General features: G+C 69.3%; 19 protein-coding genes. 13 read left to right on the top strand and 6 right to left on the bottom strand.

Annotation, left to right across the window (positions count from 1 at the left end; all coding sequences use genetic code 11):
- The 8 genes from FNH24_RS11545 (at nucleotide 1) to FNH24_RS11510 (ending at nucleotide 8,251) form a co-directional block, all read left to right on the top strand.
- On the top strand, nucleotides 1–1,059 hold the full coding sequence (locus tag FNH24_RS11545) for an ABC transporter ATP-binding protein (RefSeq protein WP_161606100.1): 1,059 nt from the start codon (nucleotides 1–3) through the stop codon (nucleotides 1,057–1,059).
- Nucleotides 1,056–2,090, top strand: a complete 1,035-nt coding sequence (locus FNH24_RS11540; protein ID WP_152362340.1) for an ABC transporter ATP-binding protein — start codon at nucleotides 1,056–1,058, stop codon at nucleotides 2,088–2,090. The genes FNH24_RS11545 and FNH24_RS11540 overlap by 4 nt, the downstream gene beginning before the upstream one ends.
- Before the next feature lie 3 nt (nucleotides 2,091–2,093).
- Nucleotides 2,094–2,963 (top strand): IclR family transcriptional regulator, encoded by an 870-nt coding sequence (locus tag FNH24_RS11535; protein WP_152362339.1) that lies wholly within the window; start codon nucleotides 2,094–2,096, stop codon nucleotides 2,961–2,963.
- A 29-nt stretch (nucleotides 2,964–2,992) separates the two neighbouring features.
- Nucleotides 2,993–3,826 (top strand): amidohydrolase family protein, encoded by an 834-nt coding sequence (locus tag FNH24_RS11530; protein WP_152362338.1) that lies wholly within the window; start codon nucleotides 2,993–2,995, stop codon nucleotides 3,824–3,826.
- Nucleotides 3,827–3,828: 2 nt separating this feature from the next.
- On the top strand, nucleotides 3,829–4,842 hold the full coding sequence (locus FNH24_RS11525; protein ID WP_161606099.1) for a Gfo/Idh/MocA family protein: 1,014 nt from the start codon (nucleotides 3,829–3,831) through the stop codon (nucleotides 4,840–4,842).
- A complete protein-coding gene (locus FNH24_RS11520; RefSeq protein ID WP_152362336.1) occupies nucleotides 4,839–5,654 on the top strand; it encodes a hypothetical protein in 816 nt (271 codons plus the stop codon). The genes FNH24_RS11525 and FNH24_RS11520 overlap by 4 nt, the downstream gene beginning before the upstream one ends.
- Before the next feature lie 90 nt (nucleotides 5,655–5,744).
- Nucleotides 5,745–6,614: a fumarylacetoacetate hydrolase family protein gene (locus FNH24_RS11515; RefSeq protein WP_152362335.1), complete on the top strand. Its 870-nt coding sequence runs from the start codon at nucleotides 5,745–5,747 to the stop codon at nucleotides 6,612–6,614.
- Nucleotides 6,611–8,251 (top strand): N-acyl-D-amino-acid deacylase family protein, encoded by a 1,641-nt coding sequence (locus FNH24_RS11510; RefSeq protein ID WP_152362334.1) that lies wholly within the window; start codon nucleotides 6,611–6,613, stop codon nucleotides 8,249–8,251. The genes FNH24_RS11515 and FNH24_RS11510 overlap by 4 nt, the downstream gene beginning before the upstream one ends.
- On the opposite strand, the gene FNH24_RS11505 is transcribed toward FNH24_RS11510, so the two are convergent.
- Nucleotides 8,252–8,728 (bottom strand): GNAT family N-acetyltransferase, encoded by a 477-nt coding sequence (locus tag FNH24_RS11505; protein WP_152362574.1) that lies wholly within the window; start codon nucleotides 8,726–8,728, stop codon nucleotides 8,252–8,254.
- Between the two features lie 117 nt (nucleotides 8,729–8,845).
- Here FNH24_RS11505 and FNH24_RS11500 point away from each other — a divergent pair, with 117 nt between their 5' ends.
- Both FNH24_RS11500 and FNH24_RS11495 read left to right on the top strand, forming a co-directional pair.
- Nucleotides 8,846–9,262: a VOC family protein gene (locus FNH24_RS11500; RefSeq protein ID WP_217428166.1), complete on the top strand. Its 417-nt coding sequence runs from the start codon at nucleotides 8,846–8,848 to the stop codon at nucleotides 9,260–9,262.
- A 255-nt stretch (nucleotides 9,263–9,517) separates the two neighbouring features.
- On the top strand, nucleotides 9,518–10,459 hold the full coding sequence (locus tag FNH24_RS11495) for a phosphotransferase (protein ID WP_152362332.1): 942 nt from the start codon (nucleotides 9,518–9,520) through the stop codon (nucleotides 10,457–10,459).
- Nucleotides 10,460–10,572: 113 nt separating this feature from the next.
- Here FNH24_RS11495 and FNH24_RS11490 read toward each other — a convergent pair whose 3' ends face one another.
- Nucleotides 10,573–11,073: a hypothetical protein gene (locus FNH24_RS11490; protein ID WP_152362331.1), complete on the bottom strand. Its 501-nt coding sequence runs from the start codon at nucleotides 11,071–11,073 to the stop codon at nucleotides 10,573–10,575.
- On the opposite strand from FNH24_RS11490, the gene FNH24_RS11485 reads away from it, so the two are divergent.
- Together FNH24_RS11485 and FNH24_RS11480 are read left to right on the top strand one after the other, a co-directional pair.
- Nucleotides 11,024–12,076 carry a hypothetical protein gene (locus FNH24_RS11485; protein WP_152362330.1) on the top strand — a complete coding sequence of 351 codons (1,053 nt, stop codon included), beginning with the start codon at nucleotides 11,024–11,026 and terminating at the stop codon, nucleotides 12,074–12,076. The two genes, FNH24_RS11490 and FNH24_RS11485, sit on opposite strands and share 50 nt — an antisense overlap.
- A 348-nt stretch (nucleotides 12,077–12,424) precedes the next feature.
- Nucleotides 12,425–13,099: an Abi family protein gene (locus FNH24_RS11480; protein WP_161606098.1), complete on the top strand. Its 675-nt coding sequence runs from the start codon at nucleotides 12,425–12,427 to the stop codon at nucleotides 13,097–13,099.
- Between the two features lie 3 nt (nucleotides 13,100–13,102).
- Here FNH24_RS11480 and lhgO read toward each other — a convergent pair whose 3' ends face one another.
- The 3 genes from lhgO to FNH24_RS11465 all read right to left on the bottom strand — a co-directional run bounded on the left by lhgO (nucleotide 13,103) and on the right by FNH24_RS11465 (nucleotide 16,194).
- Nucleotides 13,103–14,329 carry an L-2-hydroxyglutarate oxidase gene (gene lhgO / locus FNH24_RS11475; protein ID WP_175047877.1) on the bottom strand — a complete coding sequence of 409 codons (1,227 nt, stop codon included), beginning with the start codon at nucleotides 14,327–14,329 and terminating at the stop codon, nucleotides 13,103–13,105.
- Nucleotides 14,330–14,401: 72 nt separating this feature from the next.
- Nucleotides 14,402–15,199 (bottom strand): SDR family NAD(P)-dependent oxidoreductase, encoded by a 798-nt coding sequence (locus FNH24_RS11470; RefSeq protein WP_161606097.1) that lies wholly within the window; start codon nucleotides 15,197–15,199, stop codon nucleotides 14,402–14,404.
- Between the two features lie 2 nt (nucleotides 15,200–15,201).
- Nucleotides 15,202–16,194, bottom strand: coding sequence for an aldo/keto reductase (locus FNH24_RS11465; RefSeq protein WP_152362327.1), 993 nt, complete (start codon nucleotides 16,192–16,194; stop codon nucleotides 15,202–15,204).
- 133 nt (nucleotides 16,195–16,327) lie between these two features.
- Here FNH24_RS11465 and FNH24_RS11460 point away from each other — a divergent pair, with 133 nt between their 5' ends.
- Nucleotides 16,328–17,269 (top strand): Tat pathway signal protein, encoded by a 942-nt coding sequence (locus FNH24_RS11460; RefSeq protein WP_152362326.1) that lies wholly within the window; start codon nucleotides 16,328–16,330, stop codon nucleotides 17,267–17,269.
- Here FNH24_RS11460 and FNH24_RS11455 read toward each other — a convergent pair.
- Entirely contained in the window at nucleotides 17,266–18,255 is a 990-nt protein-coding gene (locus FNH24_RS11455) for a sugar-binding transcriptional regulator (protein WP_152362325.1), read from the bottom strand. The genes FNH24_RS11460 and FNH24_RS11455 overlap by 4 nt on opposite strands.
- Between the last annotated feature and the right edge of the window lie 9 nt (nucleotides 18,256–18,264).

The raw sequence follows: 18,264 nt of genomic DNA, 5'->3' as shown, positions 1-18,264 counted from the left end.
TTGGCCGAGCTACTCGAGATCAACGACCTGGCCGTCGAGTTCCGCACGGAGGACGGCACCGTGTACGCGGTCGCCGGCGTGTCGTTCCAGGTCCGGGCCGGCGAGATGCTGGCCATCGTCGGTGAGTCCGGCTCCGGCAAAAGCGTCACCGCCTTGTCGGTGCTCGGTCTGCTGGATCGGCGCAGCCACGTCACCGGCTCGATCGCGCTGGACGGCGAGGAGCTGACCAAGGCTTCCGAACAACGGATGCAGGCGGTCCGCGGCGGCCGGATCGGGATGATCTTCCAGGATCCGATGACCGCGCTGAACCCGGTGATGACGATCGGCGCCCAGCTGATCGAGGCGATCAAACTGCATGAGCCGAAGATCGCCAGGACCACGGCGATCGAGCGCTGCCTGGGCCTGCTGACGTCTGTCGGCGTGGCCAACCCGGAGCAGCGGCTGCGGCAGTATCCGCACGAGTTCTCCGGCGGCATGCGGCAGCGGGCCATGATCGCCATGGCGATCGCCAACGACCCCGACCTGATCATCGCCGACGAGCCGACCACGGCGTTGGACGTGACCATCCAGGCCCAGGTGCTGGATCAGCTGCGCAAGGCCCAGCGGGAGACCGGGGCTGCGGCCATCCTGATCACCCACGACCTCGGCGTGGTCGCCGAACTGGCCGACCGGGTGATCGTCATGTACGCGGGGCGGATCGTCGAGACCGCCGGTGTCCGGGACCTGTTCGCCCAGCCACGGCACCCGTACACGATGGGTTTGCTGGCCAGCCTGCCGACGCTCGATTCCGATCTTGACCGGCTGCATCCGATCCCGGGCAGCCCGCCCGACGTCAGCCAGCGGATCAGCGCGTGCCCGTTCCATCCCCGCTGCCCGATGGCGATCGATCGCTGTCGGACTGAGGATCCGGCGCTGACCGAGGTCGGCGGCGGGCACCTGGCGGCGTGTTTCCGGACCGAGGAATTGATCGGACGGACGCCGGAGCAGGTGTTCGTCCGGACCGTCGTCGAGGCTCAGGAACCCGACGAGCCGATCCCTGCCGCGGAGGTCCACCGATGAGTGACATCCTGCGCGTCGAGGGCCTGGTCAAGCATTTCCCGATCCGCAAGGGCGTGCTGCGCCGCCAGGTCGGCTGGGTCCGGGCCGTCGACGGTCTCGACTTCGGCGTCGCGGCCGGCAAGACGCTGAGCCTGGTCGGCGAGTCCGGTTGCGGCAAGTCCACCACCGGCCGGCTGCTGGCCCGGTTGATCGATCCGACCGCGGGCCGGGTCTGGCTGGAGTCGGACGAGCTGACCGGGCTGCCGCCGGCCCGGCTGCGCGCCCGCCGCCGGGACATCCAGATCATGTTCCAGGACCCGTTCTCGTCGCTGTCGCCGCGGCTCACCGTGGCCGAGATCATCGCCGAGCCGCTGCGGGTGCAGGGCCTCTACCGGCCGAACGGCCGGGGCCGCGTGAACGAACTGCTGGAATTGGTCGGGCTGCGGCCGGAGCACGCCTATCGCTACCCACACGAGTTCTCCGGCGGTCAGCGGCAGCGGATCGGACTGGCCCGGGCCCTGGCCCTGGAGCCCAAGGTGTTGATCTTGGACGAGCCGGTGAGCGCGCTCGACGTGTCCGTCCAGGCCCAGGTGGTCAATCAGTTGCAGGATCTGCAGCAGCGGCTCGGGCTGGCGTACGTGTTCATCTCGCACAACCTGTCGGTGGTCCGGCACCTCTCCGATCAGATCGCCGTGATGTATCTCGGCATGATCGTCGAGCAGGGCAGCCGGGAACAGATCTACCACCGGCCGCGGCACCCGTACACGAAGGCTTTGCTGTCGGCGGTGCCGATCCCGGACCCGGAGCGGCGGGACGAACGGGACCGGATCACGCTGACCGGCGACGTGCCGAGCGTCAGCAATCCGCCGAGCGGGTGCCGGTTCCGGACCCGGTGCTGGAAGGCGCAGGACGTCTGTGCGACCACGCCGCCGCCGCTGGCCGAGCTGACCGGCGACCAACACCTGTCCGCCTGTCATTTCCCGGAGAACGTCGACCCGGCCGTCGGCACTACCATTCGAACAACCGCCGTTTCCGATCATCAGGAGCGCTGAGCTGTGGCACGTGTCTCATCGAGCAAGCAGGCCGCCTCATCGAGCAAGCCGCGGGCGCTTGCCGAGACCCGGCCCGCCTCGGCCAACTACCACGCCAACGCGCTGGCCCGTGGCCTCGGCCTGATGGAGCAACTGGCGGAATCGGATCGGCCGTTGACGCTGAGCGATTTCAACGCCACCACGAAGCTGCCGAAGAGCACTCTGGTGCGGCTGTTGTCGGTGCTGGTCGAGCTGGAATACCTGGTCCGGGTGGACGAGCAGCCGTCGTTCCGGCTCGGGCACAAGGTGCAGCACCTCGCGTCCGCGTACCGGGCGTCGCTGGACATCGCCGACGTGACCGGGCACTACCTGGCCCAGGCCGCGACCGAGACCGGGCACACCTGCAACCTCGGCGTGCTCGACGGTGATCAGGTGCTGCACCTGTGCGTCGAGCAGCCGGACCGGCCGCTGCGGTTCAACGCCGCGCCCGGCTCGCGTGATCATCTTTACTGCACCGGGCTGGGCAAGGTGCTGCTGGCCGGCCTGGACGACGAGGCCGTGACCGCCCGGTTGTCCGACGGGCCGTGGGAGGGCTTCACTCCGTCGACGATCACCGAGCTGCCGGAATTGCTGCGAGAGTTGAAGAAGGTCCGGACCCGCGGCTACGCGATCGACGACAACGAGCGCAGCACCGGCCTGCGCTGCATCGCCGTCGGGATCGAGATCGACGGCCAGATGCTGGCCGCGGTCAGCCTGTCCGGGCCGGCGGCCGAGTTCGGGCCGACCCGGCAGAAGGAGTACGCGGCGGAGCTCGGCCGGCTGGCCGAGTCGCTGCAGCAAGATCAGGATTTCGTCGTCGCGATCAGCAATCTGACCGCGCAACTGCGGGTGTAATCGCACACCCTCCAATCCGACAGGAAGCGATGATCGACGTTCACACCCACTGCCACCTCAGCGAGCACTGGGGTCCCGAGTGGGAGACCAACTGGAAGCCGGTCTACGGCCACGACTACGTGGAGAAGACGCCGGCCGAGTTCGATCAGGCGATGAAGGAGGCGGGCGTCGAACTGGCGTTCACCTTCGGCCTGCGCGCCACCCGGGCGGGGGTGGACACTCCCAACGAATACGTCGAATGGTTCTGCGCCAACACCGAGACGCCGACCCTCGGCTTCATGGCGTTGGACCTGTGCGACGACGACGTCCTTGATCAACTGAAGGACGGCGTCGCCCGCGGCCTGCGCGGGATCAAGCTCTACCCGGTGCTGGCCCACTTCGATCCGACCGACGAGCAGTACGACCCGATCTACGCCGCAGCCGACGAGGCCGGGTTGATCATCCTCTGGCACATGGGCGCCACGCCCAGCCCGGAGGGACGGCTCGACATCAGCCAGCCGCTGGTGGTCGACGAGGTCGCCCGCCGGCACCCGAACCTGAAGCAGATCATCGCCCACATGGGTCATCCCTGGCAGCGGGAGACGATGGTGGTCTGCCGGAAGAACCGCAACGTCTTCACCGACGTCTCGGCCAGCTGGCACCGGCCGATGGACGGCTATCTGGCGCTGGCCCGGGCCCAGGAGTGGAGCGTGGTGGACAAGCTGCTGTTCGGCTCCGACTACGCGCTGTGGACGCCGGCCGACGCCGTCGCCGGACTGCGGGACATGGCGGCGATGCGGATCCAGGGCATGCCGGAGATCAAGAGCGAGACGCTGGAGTGGATCCTCGACGGCGATCCGCGGCCGGCACTGGGGGTGGCATGATCATGACGGCTCCGACGCGGGTGATCGTGATCGGCTCGGGCTTCATCGCCGGCGAGCACCTGAACGCCCTGCACCAGCTGCCGGACGCCGAGGTGGCCGGCATCGTTGATCTTGACCCCGGCCGGGCGGCGGCGGCCGCGCGGGCCGCCGGCGGCGTTCCGTGGAGTGTCGATCTGGCGGCGGCGATCACCGAATGGTCGGCCGACGCGGCGATCGTCTGCACACCGAACCACACCCATCCGGCGATCGGCCGGGCCTTGGCCGAGGCCGGGGTGCACGCCTTGATCGAAAAGCCGCTGGCGATCACTCCGAGCGCGGCCGCCGAGCTGGTGACCCTGTTCGAAGATCGCGGTCTGGTCCTGTCGGCGGCGCACACGCACCGCTACGCACCGTACGCGCGAGCGGTCCGGCAGGCGATCACCGATGGTGCCGTGGGCCGGCCGCTGCAGGCCCGGATCACCTTGTTGGGCGGCTGGATCTGGGGCGACTGGCGCAACTGGCAGATCGACCGTCAGCGGTCCGGTGGCCATGCCCTGCACAACGGGGTCCATCTGCTCGACCTGGTCACCTGGTGGCTGGGCGACACCCCGACCCACGTGCATGCGTACGGACGCAAGCGGGCCGCAGCCGATCTCGAGGTGCACGACTATCTGATGATCACGGTCGGCTACGCGTCCGGTGCGTCGGCGGTGTGCGAGATGAGCCGGGCCAACCAGCCGCGCGGCATCGGCTATCGGGAGGTGTTCGTGCAGGGCGACGAGGGCACGCTCCGATTGCCGTGGGACAACGAGGGAACCCTGCTCTGGGGCCACGACGGCACCAAATCGCTGGCCGGCGGGCCGAGCCCGTTCCTGGCCCAGGCCCGGAGCTGGCTGGCCACTGTCCGTGGCTCCGCCGGCGACGGGGAGGCGGTGACCGGTCGGACCGGCCTGGCCGCGGTCGTGCTCGGCGACGCGGCGGAACGATCACTGGCCGACGGCACCATGATCACGCTGACCGGGGAGGTGGCCCGATGACCGGACCGAACACACCGGCCGTCGGCCCGCGGATCGCGACCGCCGGGGCGCTGCCGGCCGAGCTTGATCGCGCGCTGGCCGATCGCTTCGAGCTGGTCCCGGAGGCCGACGACATCGAGGCGCCGGTGGTGCTGATCGGCCGGATCGCCTCGTGGACCGAGGACGATCTCGGCAAACTCGCCGATCGGGCCGCGGGACGAGTGATCATCCCGGCCCTGACCCGCCGCTTCCAGCCCGGGGCACAACGGCTCGCGGGCTCCGTGGTCGGTGGTGATCTCGGTCTGCCTTGGGCGGTCCAATCCGAGCTGGTCGTCCGCGGCACCGATGCCGATCAGCCGAGCCTGCAGGATCTGCTGGCCGAGAGCGTCGATGCGGTCCGGACCATCCTCGGTCTCGAGGTGCGGTCCGTCGCCGCCCGGACCTCGGCCCCGCTCGACGCGAAGGCCGGAGCGGTCACCGCGACGCTGATCTTCGATCATGAGATCGGTGCGTCGATCACGGTCGGCCTGATCGACGGGCCGGCCGTCGGCTCGCCCGACGACCGGATCCGGGTGCTGGGCAACGAGGGCGTCCTGCTGGCCGATCTCGGCCGGCCCGCGGTGTTGATCAACGGCGGGGTCGAGAGCCGTCGCTACGGCCCGGAGGCGCTGGACGGGCTGCTGGACCAGGTCGGAGCCGCGGCGGCCGGACGTCCGGCGCGGCTGCCGTCGCTGGACGATGCCCGGGCGATCGTCCGGGTGCTGGCCGCGGTCCGCCGGTCGATCTCCGAAAGCTCCGTCATCGTGCTCGCCGACTCGACCAACGCTCCCTGAGCCTGTCGAAGGGCAAGCCAGTTCGAGCCCGCCCTTCGACAAGCTCAGGGAACGAACGGCTTTCGTACTCAACAAGGAGGATCCTGACCCATGCGTTTCGTCAGCTATCAACGAGACGGCGCGGTGTATCACGGCCGCCTGGCCGGAGCTGATCTTGCTTCCGGGGTGATCGAACTCGGCCCCGGCGATCTGCTCGGCGTGCTGGAGGGCGAGGGCCTCGCCGCAGCCGGACAGCGCTCCGGCGCCGAGCGATCGGCCGACGAGATCATGCTGATCTCGCCGCTGCTGCGGCCGCCGAAACTGCTCGCGGTGGCGGCCAACTACGCGGATCACATTCGCGAGGGCGGTGGCACCCCGATGAACCCAGCGGCGGCGACGCCGCGGCTGTTCCTGAAACCGTCGACGTCGATCACCGGGCCGTACGATCCGATCAGGCTGCCGACGATCTCGTCCCAGAACGATTGGGAGGTGGAGCTGGCCGTGGTGATCGGGCAGCGCTGCCGTGACGTGCCGGTGGAGCAGGCGCTCGACGTGGTCGCCGGGTATGTCACGGCCAACGACGTGTCGGCCCGGTCGATCGACGCCGGCTTCGAGCGCGACTCCGAGCACGTCCATCCCTTCTTCGACTGGCTGTTGGGGAAATGGCCGGACGGCTTCGCGCCGCTCGGGCCCTACCTGGTCACGGCCGACGAGGTGCCCGACCCGCAGGACCTGGAGCTGGTGCTCGAGGTCGACGGGGTGGTCCGGCAGCAGGGCTCGACCAAGGACATGATCTTCGGCGTGGCCGAGCTGATCGCGTTCGCGTCGTCGGTGATGACGCTGGAGCCGGGCGACGTGATCGAGACCGGAACGCCGGACGGCACCGGGGCGGCGATCGGCGTCTACCTCAAGCCGGGCGAGGTGATGACGGCCCGGGTCGGCAACCTCGGCGAGCAGCGGACGCCGGTCCAGTCCGCGTGACGCCGCTCGACGTCGTCCTCACCGGCGGCGTGATCATCGACGGCACCGGCGCGGCCGGTCACCGGGCCGACCTCGGCTGGCGGGCCGGCCGGATCGCCGCGATCGGTGATCTTTCCGGTGTGCCGGCGGAGGACAGGATCGACGTCGAAGGACGGGTGATCGCGCCGGGCTTCGTCGACCTGCACGGGCACTCCGATCTCTCGGTGCTTGATCATCCGGCAGGCACCAGCAAGATCAGGCAGGGCGTGACCACCGAGATCGCGGGCAACTGCGGTCTGGCGGTCGCGCCGGTGGCCCCGGAAGCCGTGACCGGCGTGCGCGGCCTGCTCAGCATCGTCGAGGTGGCCGAGGTCGGCTGGGCCTGGAGTGGCGTGGCGGAGTATCTGGATCGCGTCGACCACGCCCGGCCGAACCTCGGGATCGCCTTGCTGGCCGGGCATCTGGCCATCCGGGCGTCGGTGATCGGGCTGGCCCAGCGGGCGCCGCGGCCGGACGAGCTGGAGCAGATGTGCGCGATGTTGCAGACCGCCCTGGACGAGGGCGCGGTCGGCCTGTCGCTCGGGTTGATGTATCCGCCGAGTGCGTACGGCGGACTCGACGAGCTGGCCGCCCTGGCCGGCGTGGTCGCCCGCAACGACGCCCTGCTCGCCATCCACCTGCGCGACTACGCCGGTGAGCTGGACGCGGCCGTGGCGGAGGCGCTGGCGGTCGCCGAGCGGTCGGGGTGCCGGCTGCAGATCTCTCACCTGACCACCACCGGGCGGCGAAACTGGGGCTCGGTCGGCCGGGCGCTGGCCGCGATCGACGCCGCCGCCGAGACCGGCGTCGACGTCGCCGCGGACTGCTACCCGTATCTGGCCGGCAGCACCAACCTGTCCCAGCTCGCCCCGCGCTGGGCGATGGATGGTGGCCAGGACGGCCTGCGCGCCCGGATCGCGGATCCGGCCGGGCGGACCAAGATCATCGAGGCCATGATCGATCCGGCCGTCGGTTGGGACGAGATCGTGCTCGGCCGGGTGCCCGGGCGACCGGAACTGGACGGCCGCACCGTCGCCGAGGTCGGTGCCGCGAGCGGTCGATCGCCGGCCGAGGCGGCCGTGGAGCTGCTGGGCACGGTCGATCCGGCGATCATCGCCTTCGGCCGGTCCGAAGCTGATCTTCGTGAGGTGTTACGCCATCCGCGGACCATGATCGGCTCGGACGGTCTCGCGGTCGACCCCGATCGCCGGGACCGTGGGCTGCCGCATCCGCGCTACTTCGGTGCCTATCCGGGGCTGTTCCAGCGCTACGTCCGCGAGGATCCGGTGCTCACGCTGGAGGAGGCCGTGCGCCGCTGCACCTCGGCGCCGGCGGCCCGGGCCGGTCTCCGCGACCGCGGTCAGTTGGCCCCCGGCCTGCGCGCCGACGTGGTGGTCTTCGATCCGGAAACGATCACCGAGCGCTCGACGTACCTCGATCCGTGGGCCGCCCCGGAGGGGATCGACCGCGTCTTCGTCGGCGGCCGGCAGGTAGCGCTGCACGGGGTCGTGGAGGCGGTCGGCGCCGGGGGTTCAGTACGGGTCGATCACGACCGGATCAGTGGCGCTGGGAGGTCGTTCCCTGAGCCCGTCGAAGGGCAAGCCGCAGCGAACCACTGATCACGCCTTCGCCGGCCGGCTCCGATCGTTCAGGTCGTACCTCAGCAGGGGCAACACCCGGCCGCGGATGGAGCCGGACGGGACCTCGCCGATCCGGACGGCACCCATCGCCAGATAGAAGCCCTCGGCCCGCGGCTCGGCCTCGATCTTGATGGTGATGAAGCCGAGCTCGCGCGCCGTACCCATCGCCGACTCGAAGATCATCCGGCCGAGCCCGGTGCCGATCGATTCCGGCACCACCCACAGATTGCCCAGCTCGCCCGCCGGTGCTTCGCCGTCCAGGCTGTAGAATCCCAGCACCTGTCCCGCCGACTCGGCCACGACGATCCGACGCGCGGCCACCCCCTCCGGCGTGAACGTCAGCTCCTCCCGACAGGCGTCCAGGAACTCCTGGTCATAGCCCCAGTGCGCCTTGCCCCGGATTGCGATCTCGCCCAGCAACCCGGCCTCGTCCGGGCGGGCCGCCCGCATCGTCATCGTCGCCACGGACGCCATGCTGCCATCGACCGTGCGGAACCGCGCTGGAGTTTCCGGGGCGCCTACCATGATCAGCAATTTCTCGACCCGGCCCAGGGAGTTGCAGTGCGACCACGTGTGAGCATCATCAGCATCGGCGTCGCCGACCTGGCCCGGTCCGTGGAGTTCTACCGCGACGGCCTCGGGTTTCCGCTGGGCGAGGACGACTCCGCGAACGGCATCGCGTTCTTCGACCTCGAGGACGGTGCGCGGCTGGTCGTCTGGACCTTCGACTTCATGGCCACCGACACGGGGGAACCCGTTGGCGGCGCACCATCGATCACCCTCGGCCACGCCGTCTCCTCCCGCGCGGAGGTCGACGAGGTGATGGACCTCGCCCGCCGCGCGGGTGCCCGGATCGTCCGCGATCCCGTAACTCTGTCCTGGGGCGGCTACTCGGGCTACTTCGCCGACCCGGACGGCCACCTGTGGGAAGCGGTGTGGATTCCCCCTCGTTACGGGTGGGCCGACGGTCGCTATGAGGGGACCGACTGAGCGGCTGTCTCGGTAGCTGTGTCCGCTCGTCGTGAGACAGGCGATGGGCTCTGGCCGAGGCGGGATGATCTTGGTCGGGCGCCAGATCGTTGTCCGACCAGCCAAAGATCGTCGATACGTCCAGTACTGTGACTGCTGTCCGAGTTACTACGAGCCGGCAGGAGGAGGTGCGGTGCCGATGGAAACCATCGCGACAGACCGCGCCCCACACCGGCCACATTGACCGCCGGGGCGCCCCTGACTTGGGAGCACCCCGTGACCGAAGAACTCAGCTGGCCCGAGGACATGGTTCCGCGTGAGGAGATGCGCGCGTGGCTGTCCACTGTGCTGCCCGGACATCCACGCATCGCGCCGCAGGTGACACCACTGCGAGTGAAGCGCTGGGGCGCGACCGGAACCTTTCTGGCCGACGGCGTCCCGATCGTGGGCAAGCACGCCCAGCCGGCCCTGTATCCGAGCGGGCCGGCCGTGCACCGGTTCGTGCAGGACGTGGCGCCACACGCAATCGCGCCAATGCTCGCCACCGAGGACGGTCCGGGCTGGCAACGCACGGCCTTCGGACTGATCGAGGGCCCAACGGCGGAAACACGTGGCGTCCACAGCCGGGTCGAAGTGGCCCGGACGATCGCTGCGATCCAAATCGCCGCGGCCGAACGCCCGGCGCCGTGCCTGCCCAGCTACCAACTGCCGGATCTGATCGACGACCTGGTCGACGATGTCCTGAGCATGGGCGACCAGGACCCGTCCTTGCTCGGACGCCTGTCCGCCGCCGCGGCCCGGCTGCACGACTACGCCGAACAGCTGGCGTCCGCCGTGCCGGTATCGATCGATCACTGCGACCTGAACGAGGCGAACGCGATCATTCCCGACCAGGGGCCGGTCGTGATTCTTGACTGGGAGGAGGCCCGGCTCGGCTGTCCCCTGCTGTCACTGAGCCGATTGTTGCAGGCTGCCGAGCCGTACTGGGACGAGATCACCGACGCGTACACGACCGGTCTGAGCTCATGGGGAGACGTTGGCCCCCTGATCAGCCGGGCCAATATCGTAGCCCCGGTGAAGAGCGTTCACGAAGCGCGCGCCTACGCCCGGGCCTTGGCCTGGCCTGCGCCCTACGCGAACCACGAGCGCGAGACCACCCGACTGCTCACCGTGGCCCTCGACCGCCTGGATGCGCTGACCGGAGAGTCAGTCCGGTAACGGTTGCGTCCGGATGCAAGGGTCACCACCAAGCATCCGGAGCCGTTGCCGATGTCCTGCGATAGGACGACCGATTGTCAGTGGGATGTTCTAGAATCGCTTGTATGTTCGATTCATTGGATTCGCGAGCGGACGGCCTTGGACCGGCCGGCATCCTTGATGCCGCGCGCGGGGTCCAGCGCCGCCGGATCGCGATCGAGAACGAACAGCTGGTGATCGCTGTCGCCTGGGCCGATGCCAACCCGGCCGAGGCGATCCATCCCGATCAACTTCTGGTGGATGGTGGGCCGCGTGGGACCCGGCCTGGCGGCGAGGGGACGCCGGAGATCAACGATCTGTCGGTGGTGGCATACGGAGCGGCAACGCAGAAGGGCCACACCGCTGCCCGCCAGTATCTCGGGCAGGCTCTTGATCTGCGCCACCGTCATCCCTTGCTGTGGGGCAAACTCATGCGCTGTGAGGCGATCGGCTGGCAGGGCTGCCAGATCGCTCAACTCACCCACGACCTGACCTTCGATCAAGCCCGTTGGGTCGACGAGCAGGTCGCCCGGTTTCGCCGGGGTGGTGCCGTGGCCGAAGCTGCGGGACCGGGTCGAGGCCGCGATCATCACCATCGACGCCGACCGGATCGAGCAGCACGCCAAGGATCGCCGGAGCCGGCTCGGGGCCTGGTTGACCCAGCCCGACGACGATGGGCTCCGCGGGATCTACGGCCGGCTCGAACCGGCCGACGCCATCCGTTTGTACGGCCGGATCCAGGATCTCGCCGACTGCCTGCCCGGCGGGAGCGGCACGGCTGATCAACGGCGCGCCACGGCGTTCGCGATGCTCGGCAACGAGCTCCAAGCCACCAAGATCATGGCCAAGCACCGCCAGCCGGAGTTGTTCGATCATGAACTTGCATTGGCCGTGCAACCGATCGACGGCGAGCCGGAGGAGCCGATCGAGGAGTCCGAGGTTCACCCCGCTTTACGTGACCGGCCGGTCGTGCCTGACTTCGATCTTGCCGTCTTCAGGGCTGCCGTCGACCGCCTCGTTGCAGGGCTGGATCCGGAACTCCTGATGCCCAGCACCACGATGGTGGTGCACATCTCGGCCGAATCGTTGGACGAGGGCCGCGGGATCTGCCGGGTGCCGGGCATCGGGCCGACCGCGATGGGTGTGGTCAAGCAGTGGCTCGGTCACCACCGCGTGAAGGTCCGACCGGTGATCGACCTGAACGATCCGCCGCCGCCGGTCGACGCCTATGAGATTCCCGACCGGCACAAACGCCAGGTCCGGCTACGCCATCCGGCGAGCACCTTCCCGTGGTCGACCGCGACCAACGCCTTGGATCTTGATCATGTGCTGCCCTACGTCGGTCGCCAACGGGCCGGGCCGCCGGGCCAGACCCGGATCGACCGGCTCACCCCGAACGCCCGCACCGAGCACCGCGCCGTGACCCATGGCGGGTGGCAACGACGCTCGCCCGAACCCGGCACAATGATCTACCGCGATCCTTACGGTGAGCTGTATCTGACCAACCACACCGGCACCCACGATCTCGGCCACGGCCCCTTCGCCCATGCCCTCTGGACCCTTGCCACCCCGATCCAGGCGAAGATCCTCGTTCCTTGAGCCCGTCGACGGTAGGGCTCGATCGATCCCGCTCCGCCGGTGCGGATCGGTCGGCTTCGCGTGACCACCCGAACCTCGTGATCGTCAGAGAGACCTGACGGGGTTCGCCTCCTGGGCCTGGCCAGCTTCGAGTGTCGGTCGGTTCTGATGGAATTGTGATCATGAGAAAATTCGGGAACGCACGGGCTGCATCGAGCGGCGGCTCGGGCTGGGTCAGCAGAAATGAAAGACCCCGGGTCAGCGATGCTGAATACCGGGGTCTCCCAAAATCCTCGGCTCCGGAAACATGCAGCGCAGCGGTCGCACGGAACTCTCGTACTAACCGGATTCTACAACGCCGAGGATGAGATGACGACCTCGTCCTGGATCGACCAGTGGTTGTCGAGTGGAAGGTTCAGCAAGTATCTGCGCGCCGCTGGTGGAGATGAGGAGCGTGCCGTTGCGCTCTACGACTGGAACGTCCGACTCGCTGCGGCGTTCTTCCATGACCTGGCACATCTGGAAGTGGGGTTGCGCAACGCGTACGACCGGGCGTTGCGGATTCATCCTGACCTGGCGGGGCGGGACTGGCTTACTGAAGACGGCGCGGAGTTGATCTTCAAGCCACACGTTGTCCGGGAGAACGGACGTAAGCGAGACAAGAACTGGACTCCCCGACTCCGCATCAAGGAAGCCCGCGAGAGATCCGGCCTGAGCAGCGGCGCACCGCGAGGAAAGACCATCGCTGAACTGATGTTCGGATTCTGGAGCTATCTCACCGACGATCTGCACGAGAAGACGCTCTGGGTTCCTGTGCTGCACCGGGTCTATCAACCAGGAGCCGATCGCGCGAGCATCAACGCCGCGATGGCCGATCTCCGCGAACTGCGTAACCGGGCCGCTCACCACGAATCACTCTTCGACCGAGCACCTGAAAGTCAGCGGCGCCGGATTGTTTACGTCGCCGGCCAGCTGTCCCCGGAACTGAAGCAATTCATCGCCCAGACGAGCGAGCTGCCGGCACTGATCGAGGGCAAGCCGTGAGGCTCAGTCCCGGAGGGCGGAGGCGACGATCTCGCGGGCGATCGCGAGGCTGGCAGTGGCGGCGGGGGAGGGGGCGTTGCGGACGCTGACGACCCGGCCGCGGCGGCTGATCCGGAAGTCGTCGACCAGGGTGCCGTCGGCGTCCATGGCCTGGGCGCGGATGCCGGGCGGGGCCGGCTGGAGATCACTGGTCCGCAGGTCGGGCAGGTAGCGGCGGGCGGCGCGGGCGAACAGGGCTCGGCTGGTCGAGCCGGCCATCTCGCGGATCCCGGTCCTCAGGTTCTTCCGGGCGAAGCGGCGGAATCCTCGCCAGCGCAACAGCGCGAGAAGTTGATCACCGGCGATGTCGCGGCGGCGATACCCTTCGCGGGCGAGGGCGAGCACGGCGTTCGGGCCGACCAGGACCTGGCCGTCCACCCGGCGGGTCAGATGCACGCCGAGGAAGGGATAGCGCGGGTCGGGCACGGGATAGATCAGCCCGTTGACCAGTTTGGCCCGGTCTTCGCGGAGCACGGCGAACTCGCCGCGGAACGGGACGATCACCGGGAACTCGTCGTCACCGGCGAGCCGCGCCAGCCGGTCCGCCTGCAGCCCGGCGCAGCTGATCACCCGGTCGAAGCCGCCGAGCTCCTCGGTGCCGTCCGCGCCGGAGCAGGACAGTCGGACCTCGGTGCCGGACTCGGCGAAGCCGGTGACGGCCAGCCCGGTGCGGAGCTCACCGCTGGCTGCGACGACGTCGTCCAGGAACGCCCGGGTGATCGCGCCGTAGTCGGTGATCGCGGTCGTCGGCGAATGCAGTGCGGCGATCCCGGCCGTGTGCGGTTCGATCTCGCGCAGCCCGTCGGCGTCGACCAGCCGCACGCCGGGCACGCCATTGGCCCGGGCCCGGTCGAGGATGGCAGTCATCCGTTCGCGATCTTGCTCGGTCAGGGCGACCAGCACCTTGCCGCACTCCTGGTACGGCAGCCCGCGGTCGGCGCAGAAGCTTCGCAGCTGCTCGATCCCGGAGCGGACCAGCCGCGCCTTCGCCGACCCCGGCGGGTAGTAGAGGCCGGCATGGACGACGCCACTGTTGCGACCGGTCTGATGCAACGCCGGCCCCGACTCCTTCTCGATCACCGTGACCCGCGCCGCCGGATCCCGCGACAGGATTTCCCGCGCCACCGCCGCCCCGAGAATCCCGGCCCCGATGACCGCAAACCGCACCCCGATGCCGCCGCCACCACCCATAACCGCCATTCTCGCTGACTTGTCAGAACTGAGTTGTGCTATGGCACAACTCAGTTCTGACAAGTCGGGTGGTTACCAGGCGGTCCAGCCGCCGTCGACGACGAGTTGGGTGCCGGTGACGAAGCTGGCGGAAGGGGAGGCGAGGTAGACGACGGCACCGGCGATCTCGGGGGCGCGGCCGACCCGACCGAGCATCGTGCGGCGACTCAGCCGCACGACGAACTCGGATTGCGCGCCCTGCCCGGCCGGATTCGGAAACGGGCCGGGCACGATCGCGTTGACCGTGATGCCCTGCGGCCCGAACCGCGCCGCCTGGAACCGGACCAGCTGGCCGATGCCGGCCTTGGCCATGCCGTAGTCGACCGGATTGATCGGCAGTTCGTCCGGATAGTTCGACGGATCGGGGCTGACCACGCCGTACATGGACCCGAACAGGATGATCCGGCCACCCTCGCCGCGCTCCGTCATTACCCGGGCGGCGGCCCGGCTGACCGCCAGCGATCCGGTCAGGCTGACCCGGAAGCCGGCCTCGAGATCCTCGGCACCGATCTCGTCGTAGCCCTTGCCGCTGTGGAACGCCGCGAGGTTGACCACGATATCGAGTCGATTATGACGGTCCTTGATCAACTTCGCCTGGGCGTCGACCGCGGCCGGGTCGCCGATGTCGAGCGCGAGCCCCTCGGCGGCCAGGCCCCGGCCGGTCAGGTCCTTCGCCAATGCCCCGGCCCGGTCCGCGGCGAAGTCGGCGACGATCACCCGGGCACCGTGCTCGGCCAGCGCGAGTGACACCTCGCTGCCGAGCAGTCCGGCGCCGCCGATCACCCAGGCGACCTGTCCGGACAGATCGAATCGCGGGTACCGATCGGTCATGATCATCCTTTCTCGAAGGGACGGTCCGGGGCCGGCGGCCACCGGGCCGGGTCGACCAGATCGAGTGGTCCGGCCGGGAGCTCGGCCCGGGCGCGCGCGATCTCGGTCGCGGTCAGCGGCGGATTTCCGACCAGCCGGGCCGCGTCCGCGATCTGCTCGGCCGACCGGGCGCCGACCACCACCGCATCCACCCAGGCCTGGCCAAGGACATAGCCGAGGGCGAGATCACGGAGGCTCTGCCGACCCAACTCCCGGCCCAGCCCGGACAGCCGTTCCGCGAGCTCGGCGGCATCGGCGGGACGCGGGCCGGGCCAGTGCCGAGCCAGTGGATCGACCAGGATTCCCTGCAGGTACGCCGATCTCGCCGCGACCATGACCTCCGGCCGCGCTGCCAGCGCCGCCTCGACCTCCGGGGCGCACCAACGACGATCCAGCAGGTTGTACGGGAGTTGGACGTAACCGAGCCCGGGCACGTCGAGCGCGTCGATCAGCTCGGCCGGCGAACCGAGCGAGACACCCCAGCGACCGATCAGCCCGTCCCGCCGAAGATCATCGAGGACGGTGATCGGCCGGCCCGACCCGGCCCGAAGATCGCCCGCTCGATGCAGCAACAGGGTGTCGATCGTGGCGGTGCGCAGCGCGGTCAGTGAGGCCAAGAGGCTCGCCCGCACGGCGCGCTCGACCTCCTGCGGTGCGGCCCCGGCATCGAACTCGGTCAGCGGCCTGATCTTGGTCACGATCGGCACCGGCCCCGCCGCCTCGGTCGGGCGCTCACCCGTCGCTGCGGCCGGCCCTGACTCCGCACCCGCCCGAGCGGCACCGATCATCGCCTCGCTGTCGCCGTAGGCCCGCGCCGTGTCGATCCCGGCCACGTCCGCGGTCGCGGCGGCCGCCAGCCAGCGGCCGACCTCGTCCGGCTCCGGTGGCCGTCGGGCACCGCGGCCGTACGGCTGACCCAGTTGGGCGGCGCCGATGATCAACCGTTCCGACGACATTCGTCGGACGCTAAGTGGAGCGTCATTCCATGTCAATCAGTGCCGGGCCCGGTCTGGCCACCAGGCTTTGCTGATTGATACGGTAGTTGCGTTCACTGAAACGACCGCTCGCTCTGGGCGAAGGAGTCCCGTGATGGCCGAACCGTTGATCTGGGCCAACTTGTTGCACCTCAGCTACAACATGTGGCTGGACACGCCGGGGGAGTCTCCGATCTCGTACTCGCCCGACCTGCGGTGCGACGACGACCTCTGGGCCGAGCTGACCCAGCGGATGGCGGACGTCGGCTTCACCATGATCGTGATCGACCTCGGCGATGGAGTCCGGTTCGAGTCCCATCCGGAGATCGCGGTGAACGGGGCATGGAGTCTCGACCGGCTCGGCGAGGAGCTCGCCCGGCTGCGCGCACTCGGCCTGGAGCCGATCCCCAAGCTCAACTTCAGCGCCTGTCACGACGCCTGGCTCGGCGAATACTCGCGGATGGTGTCGACCAAGATCTATTACGAGGTCTGCACCGACCTGATCGACGAAACGGCCCGGCTGTTCGACGGCCCCCGGCTCTTCCACATCGGGATGGACGAGGAGGCCGCGAGCTACCAGGCCAACATGGAGTATGCGGTGATGCGGCAGCACGACCTCTGGTGGCGGGACCTGCAGCTGTTCGCCGACGCGGTCGACCGGACCGGCGCCCGGCCGTGGATCTGGTCCGATCATGCCTGGCGGCACCCGGACAGCTACTACGAGAAGATGCCGCAGCGGCTGCTGCAGAGCAACTGGTACTACCAACCGGGGTTCACGGCCGACGAGTCCGGCCGGCCGCGGGAGCTGGGCCACGGCGAGCACCACCTGACCTACCTGGACCTCGATGATCATGGCTACGACCAGATCCCGACCGGCAGCAACTGGAACGTCGGTGACAATTTCAGCCGGACCGTCGACTTCTGCACCGAGCGGCTGGATCCCGCACGCCTGTTGGGCTTCCTGCAGACTCCATGGAAGGCGACGATCGCGGTGAACCGTGATCATCATCTCGAAGCGATCGACGACGCCGCGAAGGCGATCAAGGCGACGTCTTAGTGCCCTGCGCCTTCGACCAGCCGGCGGGCGGTGAAGTGGTCGGTGATCAGGACGTTGATCCAACCACCCGTGGCGGCGGCGCGGATCGCGTCCACCTTGCCGGGGCCGCCGGCGACGCCCAGCCGGCGGGGCACGGCGAGCAGGTCGTCCGGGCCGATGCCGAGCACCCGATCGCTGAGCCGGGCGTCGACCAGGTCACCGGCGGCGTCGAAGAAGTTGAGGCAGACGTCGCCGACCGCGCCGAGCTTGATCAGCCGATCAAGATCACGTTGCGGCAGCGCGGTGCCCCACGAGGCGCGCAACGGTGACGGCTTGGCTGAGCCGATGCCGACCAGAGCCAGGGTCAGCCCACGCCAGGCGGCGACGGCCTCGGCGATGTAGGGGTCGAGCAGCAGCCCGTCCCGGACGGCCTTGCTGGTCACCACACCGGGCGCCGGCAGATAGATCGGTTCGCCGCCGGTCAACTGGGACAGCCGGTCGGTCAGCCGGGTGGCGCGCACCTGCATCGCCGGGTTGCCGACCGCGCCGAGGGTCTGCACCACCACCTCGGCGCCACCGGTGGTCACCGGGCCGAGCGCGTCCACCATCGCGAACAGCGACGCCGACCGCGACGTCACACCGATCCGTTCGCCGCTGCGCAGGGTGCCCTCGAGATAGCTTGCGGCGGCCGAACCGATCGACGACAGCACGCCGGCCTCGCTGTCCGAGGCGGCCTCGGTGACGACGACGTCGCGTAGGTCGAAGGCGGTCCGCACGCCCTGCTCCAGCTCGGGATACAGGCCCGGCGGGGTGGCGACGACGGTCCGGACGATGCCCAGCCGCGCCGCCTCCTTGAGCATCCGGGACACCCGGGACTGGGTCATGTTGAGCCGTTCGGCGATCTCCGGCTGGAGCAAGCCCTCCTCGTGATACATCCGCGCCGTCTTCACCACCAGCGAGAGCCGGCCGACCGAGACCGGCGGGGCGGTCACCGTCGTGGGACTCATCGCGGGTCC

The sequence above is a fragment of the Microlunatus speluncae genome, assembly GCF_009299835.1.
GTDB lineage: Bacteria > Actinomycetota > Actinomycetes > Propionibacteriales > Propionibacteriaceae > Microlunatus > Microlunatus speluncae.
This window is presented reverse-complemented; position numbering and strand designations above follow the sequence as displayed.

Excerpts from the sequence above, each read along its gene's own strand:
- FNH24_RS11465 (WP_152362327.1), bottom strand. The coding sequence starts at position 16,194 with ATGTCGTCGGAACGGTTGATCATCGGCGCCGCCCAACTGGGTCAGCCG.
- FNH24_RS11520 (WP_152362336.1), top strand. The coding sequence starts at position 4,839 with ATGACCGGACCGAACACACCGGCCGTCGGCCCGCGGATCGCGACCGCC.
- FNH24_RS11470 (WP_161606097.1), bottom strand. The coding sequence starts at position 15,199 with ATGACCGATCGGTACCCGCGATTCGATCTGTCCGGACAGGTCGCCTGG.
- FNH24_RS11530 (WP_152362338.1), top strand. The coding sequence starts at position 2,993 with ATGATCGACGTTCACACCCACTGCCACCTCAGCGAGCACTGGGGTCCC.
- FNH24_RS11515 (WP_152362335.1), top strand. The coding sequence starts at position 5,745 with ATGCGTTTCGTCAGCTATCAACGAGACGGCGCGGTGTATCACGGCCGC.
- FNH24_RS11525 (WP_161606099.1), top strand. The coding sequence starts at position 3,829 with ATGACGGCTCCGACGCGGGTGATCGTGATCGGCTCGGGCTTCATCGCC.
- FNH24_RS11490 (WP_152362331.1), bottom strand. The coding sequence starts at position 11,073 with ATGGTGATGATCGCGGCCTCGACCCGGTCCCGCAGCTTCGGCCACGGC.
- FNH24_RS11455 (WP_152362325.1), bottom strand. The coding sequence starts at position 18,255 with ATGAGTCCCACGACGGTGACCGCCCCGCCGGTCTCGGTCGGCCGGCTC.
- FNH24_RS11540 (WP_152362340.1), top strand. The coding sequence starts at position 1,056 with ATGAGTGACATCCTGCGCGTCGAGGGCCTGGTCAAGCATTTCCCGATC.
- FNH24_RS11480 (WP_161606098.1), top strand. The coding sequence starts at position 12,425 with ATGACGACCTCGTCCTGGATCGACCAGTGGTTGTCGAGTGGAAGGTTC.
- lhgO (WP_175047877.1), bottom strand. The coding sequence starts at position 14,329 with ATGGGTGGTGGCGGCGGCATCGGGGTGCGGTTTGCGGTCATCGGGGCC.
- FNH24_RS11505 (WP_152362574.1), bottom strand. The coding sequence starts at position 8,728 with ATGACGATGCGGGCGGCCCGCCCGGACGAGGCCGGGTTGCTGGGCGAG.
- FNH24_RS11460 (WP_152362326.1), top strand. The coding sequence starts at position 16,328 with ATGGCCGAACCGTTGATCTGGGCCAACTTGTTGCACCTCAGCTACAAC.